This is a genomic window from Clostridium saccharobutylicum DSM 13864, from assembly GCF_000473995.1.
Taxonomy (GTDB): Bacteria; Bacillota; Clostridia; order Clostridiales; family Clostridiaceae; genus Clostridium; species Clostridium saccharobutylicum.
Map to the genome: position 1 here is coordinate 3853096 of NC_022571.1, position 16879 is coordinate 3869974.

The 16879-nt window shown below is 28.4% G+C and carries 14 protein-coding genes and 2 pseudogenes; 3 read left to right on the plus strand and 13 right to left on the minus strand.

Annotation, left to right across the window (positions count from 1 at the left end; translation table 11 throughout):
- Positions 1-47: 47 nt before the first annotated feature.
- From CLSA_RS22220 to CLSA_RS16840, 5 genes are all read right to left on the minus strand, one after another.
- Positions 48-1232: a leucine-rich repeat protein gene (locus CLSA_RS22220; RefSeq protein ID WP_022747708.1), complete on the minus strand. Its 1185-nt coding sequence runs from the start codon at positions 1230-1232 to the stop codon at positions 48-50.
- A 51-nt stretch (positions 1233-1283) separates the two neighbouring features.
- On the minus strand, positions 1284-1976 hold the full coding sequence (locus CLSA_RS16825) for a class I SAM-dependent methyltransferase (protein WP_022747711.1): 693 nt from the start codon (positions 1974-1976) through the stop codon (positions 1284-1286).
- 302 nt (positions 1977-2278) lie between these two features.
- Positions 2279-2785, minus strand: a complete 507-nt coding sequence (locus CLSA_RS16830) for a hypothetical protein (RefSeq protein WP_041716314.1) — start codon at positions 2783-2785, stop codon at positions 2279-2281.
- 1373 nt (positions 2786-4158) lie between these two features.
- Positions 4159-6021: a transglutaminase domain-containing protein gene (locus tag CLSA_RS22225; protein WP_022747720.1), complete on the minus strand. Its 1863-nt coding sequence runs from the start codon at positions 6019-6021 to the stop codon at positions 4159-4161.
- A 622-nt stretch (positions 6022-6643) separates the two neighbouring features.
- Positions 6644-8353, minus strand: a complete 1710-nt coding sequence (locus tag CLSA_RS16840; protein WP_022747725.1) for a methyl-accepting chemotaxis protein — start codon at positions 8351-8353, stop codon at positions 6644-6646.
- Between the two features lie 571 nt (positions 8354-8924).
- Between CLSA_RS16840 and CLSA_RS16845 the strand changes: the two genes are divergently transcribed.
- From CLSA_RS16845 to CLSA_RS16855, 3 genes are all read left to right on the plus strand, one after another.
- Positions 8925-9647, plus strand: coding sequence for a hypothetical protein (locus CLSA_RS16845; protein ID WP_022747730.1), 723 nt, complete (start codon positions 8925-8927; stop codon positions 9645-9647).
- Positions 9648-10052: 405 nt separating this feature from the next.
- The gene (locus CLSA_RS16850; RefSeq protein ID WP_022747735.1) at positions 10053-10277 is read left to right on the plus strand and encodes a DUF1659 domain-containing protein; all 225 of its coding nucleotides are present in this window, start codon (positions 10053-10055) and stop codon (positions 10275-10277) included.
- Between the two features lie 42 nt (positions 10278-10319).
- Positions 10320-10538, plus strand: coding sequence for a DUF2922 domain-containing protein (locus CLSA_RS16855; RefSeq protein WP_022747740.1), 219 nt, complete (start codon positions 10320-10322; stop codon positions 10536-10538).
- A gap of 30 nt (positions 10539-10568) precedes the next feature.
- Here the strand turns inward: CLSA_RS16855 and CLSA_RS16860 are convergent, their stop codons facing one another.
- The 8 genes and pseudogenes from CLSA_RS16860 to CLSA_RS16890 form a co-directional block, all read right to left on the minus strand.
- Positions 10569-12098 (minus strand): RHS repeat domain-containing protein, encoded by a 1530-nt coding sequence (locus CLSA_RS16860; protein WP_022747744.1) that lies wholly within the window; start codon positions 12096-12098, stop codon positions 10569-10571.
- A gap of 307 nt (positions 12099-12405) precedes the next feature.
- Positions 12406-12603: pseudogene (locus CLSA_RS22950) on the minus strand (Imm8 family immunity protein); the annotation flags it as partial.
- Positions 12604-12813: 210 nt separating this feature from the next.
- The gene (locus CLSA_RS16870; protein ID WP_144079372.1) at positions 12814-13728 is read right to left on the minus strand and encodes an IS3 family transposase; all 915 of its coding nucleotides are present in this window, start codon (positions 13726-13728) and stop codon (positions 12814-12816) included.
- Complete coding sequence (locus tag CLSA_RS16875; protein ID WP_022744350.1) at positions 13701-14381, minus strand: helix-turn-helix domain-containing protein; 681 nt, start codon at positions 14379-14381, stop codon at positions 13701-13703. The genes CLSA_RS16870 and CLSA_RS16875 overlap by 28 nt, the downstream gene beginning before the upstream one ends.
- Positions 14382-14643: 262 nt before the next feature.
- Positions 14644-14949: a hypothetical protein gene (locus CLSA_RS16880; RefSeq protein ID WP_022747754.1), complete on the minus strand. Its 306-nt coding sequence runs from the start codon at positions 14947-14949 to the stop codon at positions 14644-14646.
- 16 nt (positions 14950-14965) lie between these two features.
- Positions 14966-15715, minus strand: coding sequence for an EndoU domain-containing protein (locus CLSA_RS24115; RefSeq protein WP_022747758.1), 750 nt, complete (start codon positions 15713-15715; stop codon positions 14966-14968).
- Positions 15716-15784: 69 nt separating this feature from the next.
- Positions 15785-16072, minus strand: a pseudogene (locus CLSA_RS24405) (RHS repeat-associated core domain-containing protein); the annotation flags it as partial.
- A 356-nt stretch (positions 16073-16428) separates the two neighbouring features.
- On the minus strand, positions 16429-16851 hold the full coding sequence (locus tag CLSA_RS16890) for a hypothetical protein (RefSeq protein WP_022747762.1): 423 nt from the start codon (positions 16849-16851) through the stop codon (positions 16429-16431).
- Between the last annotated feature and the right edge of the window lie 28 nt (positions 16852-16879).

A 16879-nucleotide genomic window follows, 5' to 3' on the forward strand; every position in this document is an offset into this window, starting at 1 on the left:
TATTCAATGTAAAATATTATATGCATAACTCTAATTTATATCATAATTTATCCAACCCAAGCTCCATTTGAGTTTAGGCGATATCCACCTATCCATACATCATGTGCCATACTTCCACTATCGTAGAAATAATACCATGTTCCATCTATTTTCTGCCAGCCTGTTCTCATCATTCCATGTTGACCCGGATCACCAATTTTATTTAAGTAATACCAAGATCCATCAATATATTGCCAGCCCATTTCAATCTGTCCTTCAGTACCCGAATCTCCTTTTCTAGCAAAGTAATACCAAGAACCATTTATTTCTTGCCAGCCTGTTTTCATAATTCCTTCACTGCTTGAATTACTATCATCAAAATAATAGTAAGTAGAATCACCACCAATACTTGTTAGTCCAGTATCCATAGGTCCAGAACTATTAAAATGATACATGCTTCCATTAATTTGCTGCCAGCCTGTCTGCATCAATCCTTTTTCTTTTTCATTTTTATCTCCTGTATTAAAATAGTACCAAGAGCCATCTATTTTTGCCCATCCTGTAACTAAGTTTCCAAAGTCACTTCCTTGTGTTTGATCTAAGTAATAAGTAGTGTTATATCCTAAAATCAACAACCCTGAAGCCATTTGTCCATTTCTATAAAAATAATATTTCTTTCCATTTAGGTCCATCCAGCCAATTTGAAGTTTTCCATCTGAATTTAAATAATATTTATAATTTCCTACACTATTCCAAGCAGACTTAAAGTTTTTGTAATTTCCAGGATTAGCTATGCCATTTATTTTTACATTAGGACAAGATTGAAAGACATATTTTTCATCACCAATATAATCTACATCAACTGGCATCTCTATATCTGTCAAGTTTGTACATCCATCAAACGCAGATGAATCAACATGAAGAATTGAATCCGCTAATTTAACTTTTGTCACTGTTTTCAGTTTATTAGTATCATGTGAATTCTTTACAATACCATATACTGCTAATACTTTTTTGTCATCAAGGGTATCTGGTATTTCCATACAACTCTTTACATCATCTGTTCCAATAATTCCTATTGTTTCGTCCTCTTCAATATCACGATAGTACCATGTTATACCGTTATTATCTTTAGCTTTATAAACTGAATCCTCATTTGTATTTTCTTCAGCATAAACTAGTTGTGGTGATACAACTCCAATAACAGCTGAAACTGCAAGCGTACCTGCTATAATCTTATTTCTATTTAACATGTTTTTCCCCCTATTATAATCAATTTTCTTTAATATTTATTTCCTACTTCTTTATCTCTTTTCTGCATAAAGTACTTTAACAGGAGGAAATATCTGAATTTGAAATTTATCAATATGTTCAATTTCAAAACCTTGGCTTGATAGAATACCTTCATAGTACTTTATGTGTGCAAGATCAAGAATAGCTAGCTTACATCCCTTCTTTGCAACCCTTGCTATTTCAAGTAATGCCTTTTTTCTTTCATCATTGTTTTTCAAATTATGAATTGCAAGACTCGAAACAATAATATCAAAATATCCATCTTGAAATGGCATTTTTCTCATGTCGGAATTTATTACTTTAATTTTTGATTCAGTACCTTCTATTTTTGCATTCTGCATTACAGCATCATAATTATTTCCTGATTGATCATTTGCATTCCAGATATCAATACCATATGCTTTTCCAGAATTAAGCTTGGATGCAACTCCATTAAGCATCAATCCCCTTCCACAGCCCACATCTAAGGCTATCTCATTTCCTTTAATTGAGAGTTTTTGTATTATTTTTTTCCTCATCTTATACTTTCCTATTTTACTTCCATACGTCATATATAAACCTATAATCAAAAATATAATACCTAAATTTATCATCCAGCTTTCTTTAGAATAAAGAATAATTCCTAAAATTGAAAATAATATACCACCAGAAATATATCCTATTACTACTACTGGAGCATCTAAACCATATTTGCCACGTTTCAATATGTTTCCCCCTCATATAAAATACTCTACAACTACATTTTTTATTGTTAAAACAATTTAATTGCATTTTAAAGTACTATTTCGCAATACCTTATAGGTATATTATACCATTTTATAATATATGTTGATATTTATTATAAAAATAACAACCTATATCTATGTTTTATAATCAATATGGATACTCGAGATACTCGGCGTATAGCCAACATAAATATAAAAATAAGCCACATACTGAATATTGATTCCAGTACGTGGCTTTAGTTGTTGTAAAATATACGAATACTACGAATTACTCTAATATTTTACTGTTTCTTATCTTTTGTTATTTTAACATCTGAATTGCTACTACCAGAAATTCTTATTTTCCCGTCTGCATTTGCTCCAACATTTCTGAATCTATACTCTCCTTTTATTAATTTAATTGTTTTGCTGCTTTGCTCAGTTCCTTCTAATATAGTTTCCACTTCATTTTTAGGATTAATCAAAACTGCCTTAAACTTACCATTGTTAACTGTTGAATCATAGTCAAATGTAATTTCAGTATCTTCTTTTACTTCTAAAAAACAAATCGTATCTATACCAGAAAAGCCGCTATATTTCATCTCAATTTCATTGTTCTTTATATTACTTTTGCAATTTACATAAGTATTGTTATTATCCTCTTGTACAATTTTATCATTATTGTTATACATATTATTCTTATTGCTATTCTCATTTTTATCCTGATTAATGGACAATCCACATCCACACATAATACTTAGTAAAAATATTAGACATAATCCTAACAAAAACTTGTTTTTTATCTTCAATTTTAATCATTCCTTTTTAAACTAATATTTGATTAATCAATTTTAATTTGCTTCACAAAAATTTACTATTATTCATTAAGTTATAATTTTTCATGACACTTATTATAACACAATTTACAAAATATCACATTTATTATACTTATTATTTCTTGAGATAGTTCAGATCCATAAATATGTCATACTTTTTCCAACCAATTACAAATCAATTCCAAAATCCAGAGCTGCTCACAAAAAAATAATCCCTATAGCCATAAACAAATGTTTTAGCTATAAGGATTGCTTTTTTATAAATCTATGAATCAATCTCTCAAAATATTCTCAGTTAATCACATCAAAAAAAATAACAAATTGTAATATTAACTGCGCACTCAATTATACTTATTATTTTTAGACATGATTAAATCCAATTTTTTATACCAACGTAAAATATTAATCTAAGCTTAATCTATAATTTAATATCATACTTCAAAATTAATATATTACTTTTTATAAAATACCCTTTATTATAATTTTTTATCAATCTTAAATTTCAATCAATCATTTTAATTTATAGATTATTTCTTAAAGCATATATTAATTATTTTACACATATATAAATTTACTTTGTATTTTTTCTTCATATAGGAATTCACGTTAATAATGCATATTTGATAAAAGTCGTAGAATATCATTTATTTTATGGGGATAATTAGGTTGCTATTTTTCGCATACCCCTATATGAAGAAATCAAATATAGATACTCCTCATTCCTTAAATATATATGCAAATTAGAAACAAGGATTTATCTTCTATGTAACTATTAGGCATATTCAAAAACTAACTAATAAATATGCCTTAATTAGGCACATTCAGAAAAATAATCATGACATTTTAGACTTGTTATTTTCTTTCATGTGCCTTATAACATGGCTGAAGTCATTTCTTTTGGCAAAACTAATTTAATTAATTGCTTATTATTTTATGCTAGACATAAATAACTTTATGGAAGGAGATTCCGAAAATTAATCAATTTATATCATTAGAAATCCGCAGCCATGTTTATTAACAAACAAAGCACTATACTTGTAAATGGCATTTTTGCATTCATAATTTACAATGTATACATTACCATAATAAACAATTTAAATAAATATTTTTTCCTCCAAACATACAAAATTGAGCATTAAACGTAAAGTGCATTAATTATTATCTTGTTTTTTATTGCTCATTTAGGCACATGAAAGAAAATAATAGACCAAAGATGCTATATATATTTGGTGTCAGACAAGGAAATAAGTTTTGGTAATAGCGAGCCTATTGGCAAAACTTACTGACGCAGTATGACGCAAAATAGGTAAGCATACTGGTCTATTATTTTTTTGATTGTGCCTTAATTATCTTTGTGATATTGGAACAATAGCATTTACTCTATTAGTTAAATTTGTTTTATCAGCACCATCATTTAGTTTAGCTATTAGTTGTTTTGCATTAGAAATACTTGTTGCAGTTTTAACTTTTTCAGCTACTTGTACTGCAATTTTAGCCTTTGATAAATATATTGCTTGTTGCTGTGCATCTTGAAGTCTTGTAGTTAATGATGTCTTTACACTTCCATCTTCTAAAACTGATACTAATCTAGCAGCTATTTCTATGTAATATGGTGTCTTGTAATTTTCTGCATTTACTACTGCTAACGTAGCATTAGATAAGTTCACAGCCTTTTGCACTACTTGAAGTCTTTGTTTTAAAGCTGTTTTATCACTACCTGCTGGAAGTTCATTTATTGCAGATTGAGCTATAGTAACATTTAATTGTGTTTTATTATTTTCTGCATTTACAACTGCTCTTGTTGCATTATTAATATTTATTTTTAATTTTGTAACGTCTAATCTTCTTCTTAAAGCAGTTTTATCAGTTCCACTTGGCAATGCTGATACTAATTTTTCTGCATTTGTTTGATCAATCTGTAAGAGACTTGATTCAACCTTTACTACTGAATCATTAGCATCTTGAAGCATTTTTTGAGATACAGCTTGCATTCTTGAAATTAAAGCAGTTTTACTATCACTATCATTTAATAATGCTATAGCTCTATTTGCTATCTCCACATAACTTTGTGTTAAATACTTTTCAGCATTGCTTACTGCTGTTGTTGCATTATTAAGGGATATTGATTGTTGAACAGTTGATTTTATTGATTTTAATCTATTTAATAATGAAGTTTTGGCATCACTTGCAGGTAATGTATTTACAAGTTTCAATGCACTATCAATACTTGCTTGTGTTTTAGTTGTTTCTGCATTAACTACAGCAGCAGTATCAGCTTGTACTATTAAGTTTTGTACAGCACTAAGCCTTTGCTGAAGAGCTGTTTTGTTAGTTCCATTTTGTAATGCTGAAACTAAATTACTAGCAGTATCAACATATATTTGTGTTTTATATGTTTCTGCATCTGTTACAGCTTTTGTAGCACGAGTTAAAGCATCCATAATTAAGCTTGATGAAGCAGAAGGCAAGCTGCCTTGTGTCCAAGAAAATCCATAACTTTTTGCTGTACTATCAGACATTCCATAGAACTTCAAAAAATTATTTGCATCATCATTTGTAGCATCAACATGATACCAGATTCCACCTAATTGAACCAGATTCCATGCATGGCTTTCACCATCAAGAGTACCAACTACTATATGAACAGGAATACCCGCCTGTTTATAAAGTCTATACAATAATAATGCATATCCTCTACAAACAGCTTTCCCATCCACTAATATATTATAAGCACTCGCCTTTTGTAAGCTATAATCATAACTTGCGATATTACAAACATAATCATGTAAAGCTTGTGCTTTTTGAAAATCTGTCATAGCAGGAGTTATAACACTTGACACTATTGTTGGAACCTTTTGATCTACTACTTTCTCTTGAGCTAAAGTGGTAATATAACCGATTTTGAAATCAACATTTAAGTTTCCTGTTATACCTGTTGCAGAGCAATTTTCATTTGTGAATGAAAGGTCTAAATATTCATCAGATTTAGTAGCATTTTTAATTAAAGTAGAAACCTGGCTAATAAACGCATTTGCATCACCTGTATATTTTATAGAAAAAGATGTCTCTCTATTTCTCATATGAGTAACAAGTTCATTTTGAAATTCAGTAGGTGTGCTGCTTTGCGCAAATGCTGCTGTTGATGTAGATAATAATATCACCATTGTTATAGCTGTTACTGACACTAAATTCTTTAATTTTTTTGACATAATAAACCTCTCTCCTCTTTAGCTTTAATTTAACAAAATTTATATAGTATAATTTTATTATTAAATATAATTATTCCACGCAAATCAAATTTTCCCTGATAAAGTTTGTAAAAAAGTAATTTTTTCATCATATTATGTCGTTTTTTATCTTAACCTATAATTACTTCTACTTAATCAATTTCAACTATAAAATTTTAAAATATTTAAGGAACATTCAAAAATAACAATTCTATGTGCCTTATTATTTTCTTAGATGCAAAATAACTGACTTGTTTTTATCTTCTTAATTATATATATATATGAATAACTGAAAATAGAGGCTGCTCATTCTCTTTTTAATAATGGCTATGTTCAAAATCTGTTTTGATATTTAACTAATTTTGAACATAATTAAAGGGAAGATATTCCCTTCTGTCAGGTTTATCTTCCCAATTCACTACATCTATTTTTTTAGTTAAGGTATCAATTTGTATTTTATTTGTTTTTTATATAGATATCCAATTTAAGAAGTAGACTTATGTGGTTAATATTTCTGATTTCGGTTATTCACCACATAAGTCTAAGTCTTGATTTGGATATCTATAACAAAAACATAATCATATAAAATCTTCTGATTATAACCTTACACTTTAAATTTAGATATTTCTTGTTTTAATTTATTAGCATTTTCTCTTGAAGCACTTGCTTCTTTTGATAAAACATTAGATTTACTACTAACTTCTGAAACTCTAGTTGCAATATCAGTTGTTCCGCCTGCTCCTTCACTCGCTGCATTTGCAACTGAATCTATAGTAGTTAACACATCAGTTAAAGATGCTAAAAGTTCTTCTGAAGTTGCACTGAAATCTGATACAAGAGAATCAACAAACTCTGCATCTTTACTGTACTGCTCTGAAATATCAACTATATTATTATAATCATTAGCTACATCTGTTTCTATGAAATCTAATAACTTATTTGACTGATTAGAAAGGTCTTCTACTGATTTTGTTACTTTACCTGTTATACCTTGAATTTCAGCTACAGTATTCTGTGATTCTTCTGCAAGTTTTCTTATTTCTTCTGCTACCACTGAAAATCCTTTTCCAGCTTCCCCTGCTCTTGCTGCTTCAATTGCTGCATTTAAAGCTAAAAGGTTTGTTTGTGAAGTTATTTCCATTATTGAATCTGAAAGTATATTTATTTTATCTACAATCTTTGATGATTCTATAGCTTTTTCAAGTTCTGCCTTCGTAGCCACGAATACTTCACCAGATTTCTTTTGAGATGCTTGTACATTTTCTCTCATATCTGTAGCCCTTTTATTTATTTCACCTGCTTGAATTGCACCGTCTTGTGATTTTTGAGCAATTGTTTCAACTGCAGTTTTTATTTCCTGAGAAGTTGCAGACATCTCCTCAGCAGAAGCTGCTGTTTCTTCCATAGTTGCAGCTAATTCTTCTGTATTTGCAGATACCTGTTCTATATTTTCATTTAAATCATTTATAGCACCTTCGATGTTATTTACAACTGTTTCAATATTATCAGTACTTTCATTAACAGAACCAACAATATCCCTTAAATTACGAATAAACTTATTTATACTAAATGCAAGATCATTAATTTCGTCTTTAGATTGAACAACTATATCTTTTGTTAAATCTCCACCTTTTTCTGAAAGATCATCTAATTCTCTTTTTAAAATATTAAGCGATTTTTTTATAGATTGAATAATGAATGCTGAAAGGCCTATTCCAATCACAAAAACTAATATTATTGTAATTAAACCTGCTGTAAATACTTCAGAATATCCTTGTTCTGCTTCTAAACGTGCCTTATCAGCATTGTCTTTATTAAATTTTACTAATTTCAATAAAGAATCAGAAGCTGTATTAAACGTTTCTTTTGATTTTGTATTCATTATTGCCATTGCATCATCTGTCTTTAAAGTTCTACTTAATTCCATAACTTGTTTATGTAAAACTAAATAATCAGACCAATTTTTTTCAGCAGCATCAAATAACTTTTTTCCTTCCTCTGTGTATATTGTCTGCTTATATTTATCTAAAGTATTTTCTATCTCTTTATTTTTTGCTTCCATATCATTTTCTTTTTTAGACATTGTATCATTATCTTGAGCAATTATATGTTCATATTCAAGAATTCTAAAATCTGAAACCATAGTATTAAGTTCCTCGGAATATATTACTCTTGGTATAATTCTATCAGAAAGTAATTTAGTTTGATTGTTTGATCCCTGTAATGATAATAACGAACAAGCCCCAACATATGCAATTGCTATTAATAAAACTGATATTAAAAAAATCAATTTACCTTTTATAGTTCTTAACATTGATTATCTCCCCTTTTATTTTATATTTTAATTATACTATACATTTCACACCTTGTCTCGGTATGAATTACGTTTTTTGTCGAATATAATCAGTTATAGTTATTGTGTAAATTATTTTATAAGAACTATATTAATTACAATTCTTTTATTTATTCCAATAAATATAATAAAATTCAAATTTCATATCCATTAATAAATAAAATCTATTCATATAAAAATAGTCATTTCCTATTTCTTACACAGCCTTTGATTTTTTATAATGTTTTGATATTTTATTAAATTAAAATATATGTCGCAATATGATTTATTAATTCTCGAGTGGTATGGTACCTAGTTTTAATTTAGAATTCAATTTTCAACATATATATTGATATAATTCGTAATTTTTAAAAAATGTTATACTATATAAGTTCTAATTAATAAAATTCATAAATAATAAATATTGCTATTTACTTCTTTTGCTGAGACATAGAATTTATGAATAAAATTTTTTAGAACTTATATATATAAATGAAATAAATTGAGTATTTTTTAATATTACAAATATAAAAACAAACTAGGGGGATAGGTTATGAAAAGCAGCAATGAGGATTTACGCAAGAGAGGTTTTATTACTAAAGAAGATATTATTAACTTTCAGAACTTCTCTAATAGTGAACTAATATTACTGATAAACTCACAAAACTCTGTTGAAAGGTCAGTTGCTATAAATTTGTTATCCAATAGATTTAATACTGAAGATTTAGATTTTGTCAAAATTTTATTGGAAAGACTTTGCGTTGAAAAGTGCCTATACACAAAAATTAAAATTTGTAATGCTCTTGAAAAAGGTAGTATTAAAACTGCTGAACAAATGGTTACTTATTTAGGTTGTATAGGAAAAAATCAGCACCTATGTTTACCTAAAAAGGTTTCTCAAAAAAAGAGTTATCCGTTACCAAGAGATATTATTGCACGAAGTTTAGGAAAAATGAATTTCAGAATTTTACCATTACTATTTAACGTATTAAATACTAATAATGAAGTAAAAATTTCAGAAGTCATTGACGCTATTGGATTTTTATTATTCTATAATCCTAATTATGCTAATAAACATTTATTCCAGTCAATTATTAATACATTGAATAAATATTGTGAAAATAATGTAATAGTTTGGAAGTGCGTATGTTGTCTTTCTTCTTTTAAGACACAAGATAGCATTGAATCTTTAAACAAAATTATAAACAACAATAAAAATGAGATAATAAAATGTGAAGCAAATCGTTCTTTAAAATTAATAGGTGAAATCTATTAAATATAAAATATTTATAAAGAGTTTCTTCCTGCAAATTGTTTTGATAGATACAAAAAGTATTTTCTATTTTGAAAAGTATTATAGTGTTACGCAATGAGAATAGAGCTTATGTGAATCCTAACCGAAATTACATACATATTTGTTCCAAGGACTATAAAAATTTCGCTGAAGCGTTCTAAATGTGAGATTGCCCCATTTCTCCACCTCCTGTTTTCCACAAACTGCAAATAATAACTTTTTATAGCCATCGTTTAAAATAATTCTATACGTATAGTACTTTTGGCTTTTGTGCAACTTTCTTTTTACTAAACCTTTTAAATTTTGGATTTTTTTAATAAGAATGTGGTTAGTTTTTAAAGAATTACATATATCCTATATGAAACCAAATTAAAGGAGGTAAAAAACATGGCTGTAAAAAAAGTAATCGAAGGAACTACTCTAAGTATTGAGGTGCAAAATGGCACTGACAAAGCAGGTCTTCCTACTTACACTAAAAAAACTTTTTCTGACATAAAAGATGGTGCTGATGTTCAAAACATTTTTGATGTTGCAGAAGCTATTAAAGCTGTTTTAAATGCTAAAACTAGAAATTCATTAATCAATGAAACTTCTAGCATAAGCCAAGCCTAGATCTTAAATTAACATTAAAAATTATTAAAGGGGGATACACTAATGGAATATGTTTTATCAATGACTTTTCTAACTGAAAATGGTTTAAAAAGTTCTTTAAGTATTAACGGAGTTAAGGCTGATCTTGATAAAGATCAAGTTAATACTCTTATGGATACTATAATTGCAAAAAACATCTTTGTAACAAATTCAGGTGCTTTAGTTAGTAAATCTGAAGCTAAAGTTACTGAAAGAAAAGTTACCAAATTTGAAGTTAAATAATATTTGATCACATGAAAAACATGATTTAACTTAGAAAAACAATAAAAACAAGTGCTTATGGAATATGAATTTAGTTAACTTTTCATTTTCCTCAATTTCTGCTCTTAAACCTTCAGTATCGTATCTGCTTACTAATGTATTTCCTTCTTTAGTTATAGCTTTTACTTGTTGATTTAAAGTGTTGTACTCAAAGATATTATTTCCAGTTGCAGTCTCTTCCTTTATTGTATTTCCTTGCTTATCGTATGTAAAGTAACTTATTCCACTTTCATCATGGATTTCTTTTAATTGATTTTTTACATTATAAACATACTTTTCTGTAATATCGTTAGTTGTTTTAGTTAATCTATTTCCTACTTTATCATAAGTGAAGTATTCGCATCTACCATCATAACTTGCTTCTTTAAGCCTGTTCATGCAATCATAGGTATAGAAGTTTTTATGTTTTGAGCTTACCTTTTGCAGTCTGTTTCCATTCAAATCATAGACATAATTATAATCCACTAAAACTTCACCATTTGATGAGATTGTAACTAAGCTTTGAACATTTCCATCTCCATCATAAGTATAGTCACTTTTTAATCCATTTCCTACAGTCACTGATTTTATATTATTATTTTTATAATAATCATAGATTGCAAGGTTATTTTCATTATCATCTTGAATTAACTTCACTCTATTTTCTTTATCATAACTATAAATACTGCTCTTGCCTGTAATATCTTTAATAGTTTTGATATTATTATTTTTATCATAAGTATATCTCAAAAGTGTTCTTCCAGATGCACTCTTAGATTCTAATAATCCTTCAATATTATATGTATACTCATATTGCATATTTCCTGTATATGCATTTTTTAAAGTTACATCTGAATTATATTTGAATCTTTGACTTATTACATTTAATTTATTTTTACTGAAATCTTCTGAATCTTTCATCTCACAATTAGAATTCTGTTTTTCTAATTCTTGTTGTGATTTTTTCCTTTTCATTCTCTCAGTAAATCTATTACGGGTAGATGATGTATTTAAATTTTTAATTTTTTCTTTTTCTAGCTTTTTAGCTTCTTCTTCAGTTTTCTTTTTCTCTAAAGCTATTGCTTCTTTATCTAATTGATATGCTTTTAAATCAACTATATTTCTGTCAATGTTATATTTTCTATCTACATGATTTTGATTTCTATCAATGTGTTTAGTTAAATTTCCTTCACTGTCATAATAGAAATATTCACTATTTCCTTCTTGATCTTTTATTTCGCATACTTGTCCTAAATTATTATAGAAATATTCTATAGTTCCACCATTTGCATCAGTAGTACTTGTTATATTTCCTGCATAATCATAAGTGTATTTTTCAACGTTGCCCTCTGGAGTTGCTATTTGAACAATTCTTCCCCAATCATCTAAAAGATAGCTTGTTTCATTTCCATTACCATCAGTTATTCCTGTAATGTTTCCTCTAACATCATACGTAAACCTACTAATAACAGGATTATAGAATCTGGCTCTCAAATAATATTGCCCTGTAATTCCATCAAACTGCTGTAATACCTTGTTCATCTACATTATAGTAGTACCTATGATATTACTGAACCTGAGCACAGGGACGTAGTTTTAATCAAATTATTTTACTATATGGAAAAATCCAACAGACACTATTTCAGCATCTATTGAATTCATCATTTATCTTTCTTTATAAATATGCTCACTTTATAGCGATAATTATGCTATAAGTATTCTTAACTATACTATCTATACATTCCCATAATATAAGATTTTTATCTTTTAAATATTATTTAAACTTTTTTAAGTTAGCTTAAGCAAATTATTGTAGCCAGTTTATTTTTAATAATAGCATCTAGCCTAATTACTCATCCATTTCCCATCTAAAGTATTTAGAAAGATTAGTATACGCTGTTTCAATATCATTATCTTCACATCTTTTAATTATTCTATTAATCGTAGCTTCAAGTACTTTAACATTAAAATCGCTCGCTATTAAATAGCCTCTTCCTATAACAATCTGTCCTTCATTTAGCATCCTATTTAACCTTTTAGGACTAACTAATTCAAATGAAAGTTGATAATCTTTTTGGCGATTGTTTCACTCCTAAAAGAATTTGAGAATCCGTCAAATTATCAACATATCCTGGATTCCACTATTTAGATTTGGCTTTACCTGCCCCGCTGGTATGAAACTGTGGTTACAAAAGCAAATGGTAGCAACAACCTTGAACTGCCCCCTGTCAAGTAGACAGATGAAAAAATAAAAAAATTATGAAGCTAAGGTCTGATTTCGATATTCAATTGGAGTCAGACCTTTTAAATTTTTCTGTAACCTCTTTGTATTATAAAATACTATGTAATCATCAATCGCTTGTCTTAATTCTTCATAAGTATAAAATTTTTGCAAATAATACATCTCGCATTTGAGAGTTCCCCAAAAACCTTCCATTGGTCCGTTGTCGATACACCTACTGACACGTGACATGCTTTGAGTTGCATTAATCTTATCAAGTTTAGCCTTGAAAGTTCTATTAGTATATTGAAATCCCCTATCACTATGAAAAAGTGGCTTTGCAGTCGGATTAGCAATTACTGCTAAGTCAAGTGTATCAAAAACAAGTTGATTGTTATTTGAGTGACCGACCACATAAGAAATAATGCTTTTATCAGATAAATCAAATATTGCACTGAGGTAAGCCTTTTGACCATTAAGTATCTTAAACTCAGTAACATCTGTTAACCATTTTTCATTTGGTTTCTTTGCATAGAATTCTCTATTTAATTTGTTTTCTGCCGTTATTTGTGGAGTACTTTGTAGATAAGACTTTCTCTTTTTTCTTATAACTGATTTCATGTTAATAGACTTCATTAATCTATAAATTCGTTTATGATTATACTGTTTATTAAGAAGTCGATTTATATTCATTGTTATCCGACGGTATCCATAGATACCATGTACATCTTCATAAAGCTTAACAATTTCTTTTAGTATTATTGAATTCTCTTTATCTAATTCAGTCTCTGAACGGTTAATCCATTTGTAGTAAGATGATCGTGCAATACTAGCTAAATTGCATAAATCAGCTATTGGATAGCCATTTTCCTCATGTAATTCTTTTATAGAAATATATTTATATTCTTGGATGATTCTAGTGCTTATCGCCTTCTTTCTACTTCCTTCAATTTTTTTAAGAAATCATTCTCCATCTTTAAACGTCTATTTTCTGCTTCAATAAGTTTTAGTTGTGCTGATAATTTATCAGACTCAGTAAGCTCCTCAGGCTCTTTACGCTTACCGCGACGGTCCATTAACTCTTCATATCCATTAGATTTATATTTTCTTACCCATGTATAAACTTGTTGATAAGAAACCTTAAATTTATCAGCAGTGGCTTGATAATCATCATTATTCGAAATGCAGAATGCAACAATCTCAATTCTTTCTTCATAAGTGGTTTTTCTTCCATTAGTCATAATTCTATCCCCTTGCTTATTGTGAGATTTAAATATCTTATGACTATTATACTTCTTAATCCATTGTTGGAGACTATAAATTGATGGAATTTCATATTTAGTGCATATATTTTCCAATGAACCGTTGCCATCAAGATAATCATGAATTGCCATATATTTGATTTCTTCTGAATAAATTTTATTTTTATGAGTAACAACTAATCCGTTTTCACCATTCATATTATACTTACGAATCCAATTCCTAAATGATTGATTATGGATGCTAAAATCAGAACATATTTGTGCAGCACTTTTTTCACCTGATAGGTAAGATTTAATAGCTCTTAGCTTTTCTTCAATAGAAACTTTTTCTTTTCTGCCCATAAAAAACACCCCCTTTATAGAAACAGTTTTATTATTTTAACTGTCTACTATAAAGGGAGCATATCACCTTTTACTGCTACTACCATTTTAACATTGGAATCCGTTTTGTACATCTAGTTACTACATTATAATAATTATACAATCAGTTAATGTTATTAAAGTATATATCTTAATTTACTAATCTATTGACACTATATCAATTGTTTTGTAGTTGGTTTTATTAGAATTTTGAAGTTAAAATATAATTATTCTATATCATAAACTACTCTAAATAATCCTCTGCAATTGTTATACTTCTAGTTAAATTTAATTCTGGATACTTAATATCTAATTTTTTTAAACATTCAATATAACGTCTGCTTTGTAAATTATATGCAACATCTTCAAACACTTCACTTAGCCAATCAACTTCACTATTTGTACACAAATTTAGACATTCTATAGTATTATCTTCATCTTTACTAAGAAGTTCAATTAATTCATCCCAGCATTTTTGTATTCCATTGTCATCTTCAGAATGAAGCTTTTCCCTTCTAGATAATATTTCTTTTATTTGTTCATATATCATTAAACTACTCCTTCCTTTAATCACCTGGTTGCATTGCTGAGTCTGGGAATACAGTTGCAATTTTACCATTTGTTCGTATTACCCCAACTCTAACACCATTATATTCTCCAAATACAGCTACACCATCTGCTACACCGGTATTACCCGACATATTTGCTACTGCTTCCCCTGCTGCTTGTATATCACTCTCAGACCATGCTTTGGGGAACCATGATTGTTCCATTCCACTTCTTTTTGCTTTAACTTTGTGGTCAGGGACATTTCCGACCCTAACACCATTTGGATATTCTTTTTCAATATTATATTCAATTCCGTTTTTATCTAAGAAGTCAATGTTAGCTTGCCCATGCCCTCCACCTTTCATCTTAGATACCTTCCCTGTTTTTGTATATTGTTTTTCAACTTTACCTATATTTAATATTTGTCCTTTTGGTACTTCTATAACAGCCTCATATTGTCTAGAATTTTTCCAATCAGGTACTAATGCAGTAGTTATTTTTGCATTTATTCTATTTCCAGCTGGACTAGTAGTTACAAATGAACCATTAAGTTTTGCTCCTCCTCCATAGGTTCTATAAAATATGATGTTTTCTTCTGTAATTACAGTCCTGTAATTACCATCAGTATATGATTCTCTTATCCAATCTGGTAAGTCTACTTTATCAATCACTTTTACTTTATCATCAATACTAGTTGAATACTTACCATAATCTTTAACTTTACTAACTCCCTGATTAAGATAATTTCCACTATTCTCTCCACACACTCCACCATCAGGTATTTCGCTGCTGCGATATGGATTAGCTTTACTTGCACTCTCAAATCCACTAGGATCATAATAATTAACAGGGTTATTCTTACAATATGCATAAAGATTTAGTCCATCGCCTCTATAAGTATCTTCCTGAGTAAATCTACCAATAACAGGATTATAGAATCTGGCTCTTAGATAATATTGTCCCGTAATTCCATCAAGCTGCTGGCCAGTATAAGTTATCCTATTATGAACTTCTTCTTTGCTTTCAAGAACCTGCCCGAAAGCATCATAATAATATTCATTTTTAACTCTTTGCTTTTTGATAATAATATTTTTCCTATTTAGAAAAAATATTAAATGATTAATTTATTCTACTTGATTTTCTATATCAAAAGTTTCTGCAATCTATATCCTATTATATTTAAAAACAAAATTCCAATAGATTGATTGTTATCATCTATTGGAATTTTGCTATTAGCTTAATGCAAACATCAAAAAGAAGTATATATATTATATGTTTCAATAGCAAGCGGTGATGGAACCTCTTTGGGATATCTGTTTTCAGTTATTAGATTATATTTTTAACACAGGAAACTGCAAGATTACTATAGAATTATTATGTAGTAAGTTCTTTTCCAAACTTAATTGAATTTACTACATTGCTCTGTATTTATTTCTTTATACAGTAATATTTATCATAATAATTCATCAGTTTTATCATTTTATTCTATTTCTAATTCAAGTGAACCACTTATTTCCAAGGTTTCTCCAACCTTTATATCAATATCATTTTCAAATTCTACCATAATATTTTCGCCCAAATTATTAATACTACATATTAATGTATCACTATCTTCTATTTCCTTTACCTTTCCAATTGCAGTAATATTTGAAGAATTATCAATAGATTGAACAAATCCACTCTTAGCATTATCAATTAGTTTATATTTTGTTACTAAATCTATTTTTATATTTCCATTTATAATATCTCCTTTTCTTCTTTTACCTGTATTATTTCCATTTTCTAAATATTCATCATACTCTAAAAAATGTACTAAATTTTCAATATTTGAACTGCACTCTGTTACCTTCGCCCATCTTTCATATCCATCTCCATATATTTCCTCTAACTTAAAACTATTCATCTCTAATTCTCCTTATTCCAGTTTACTA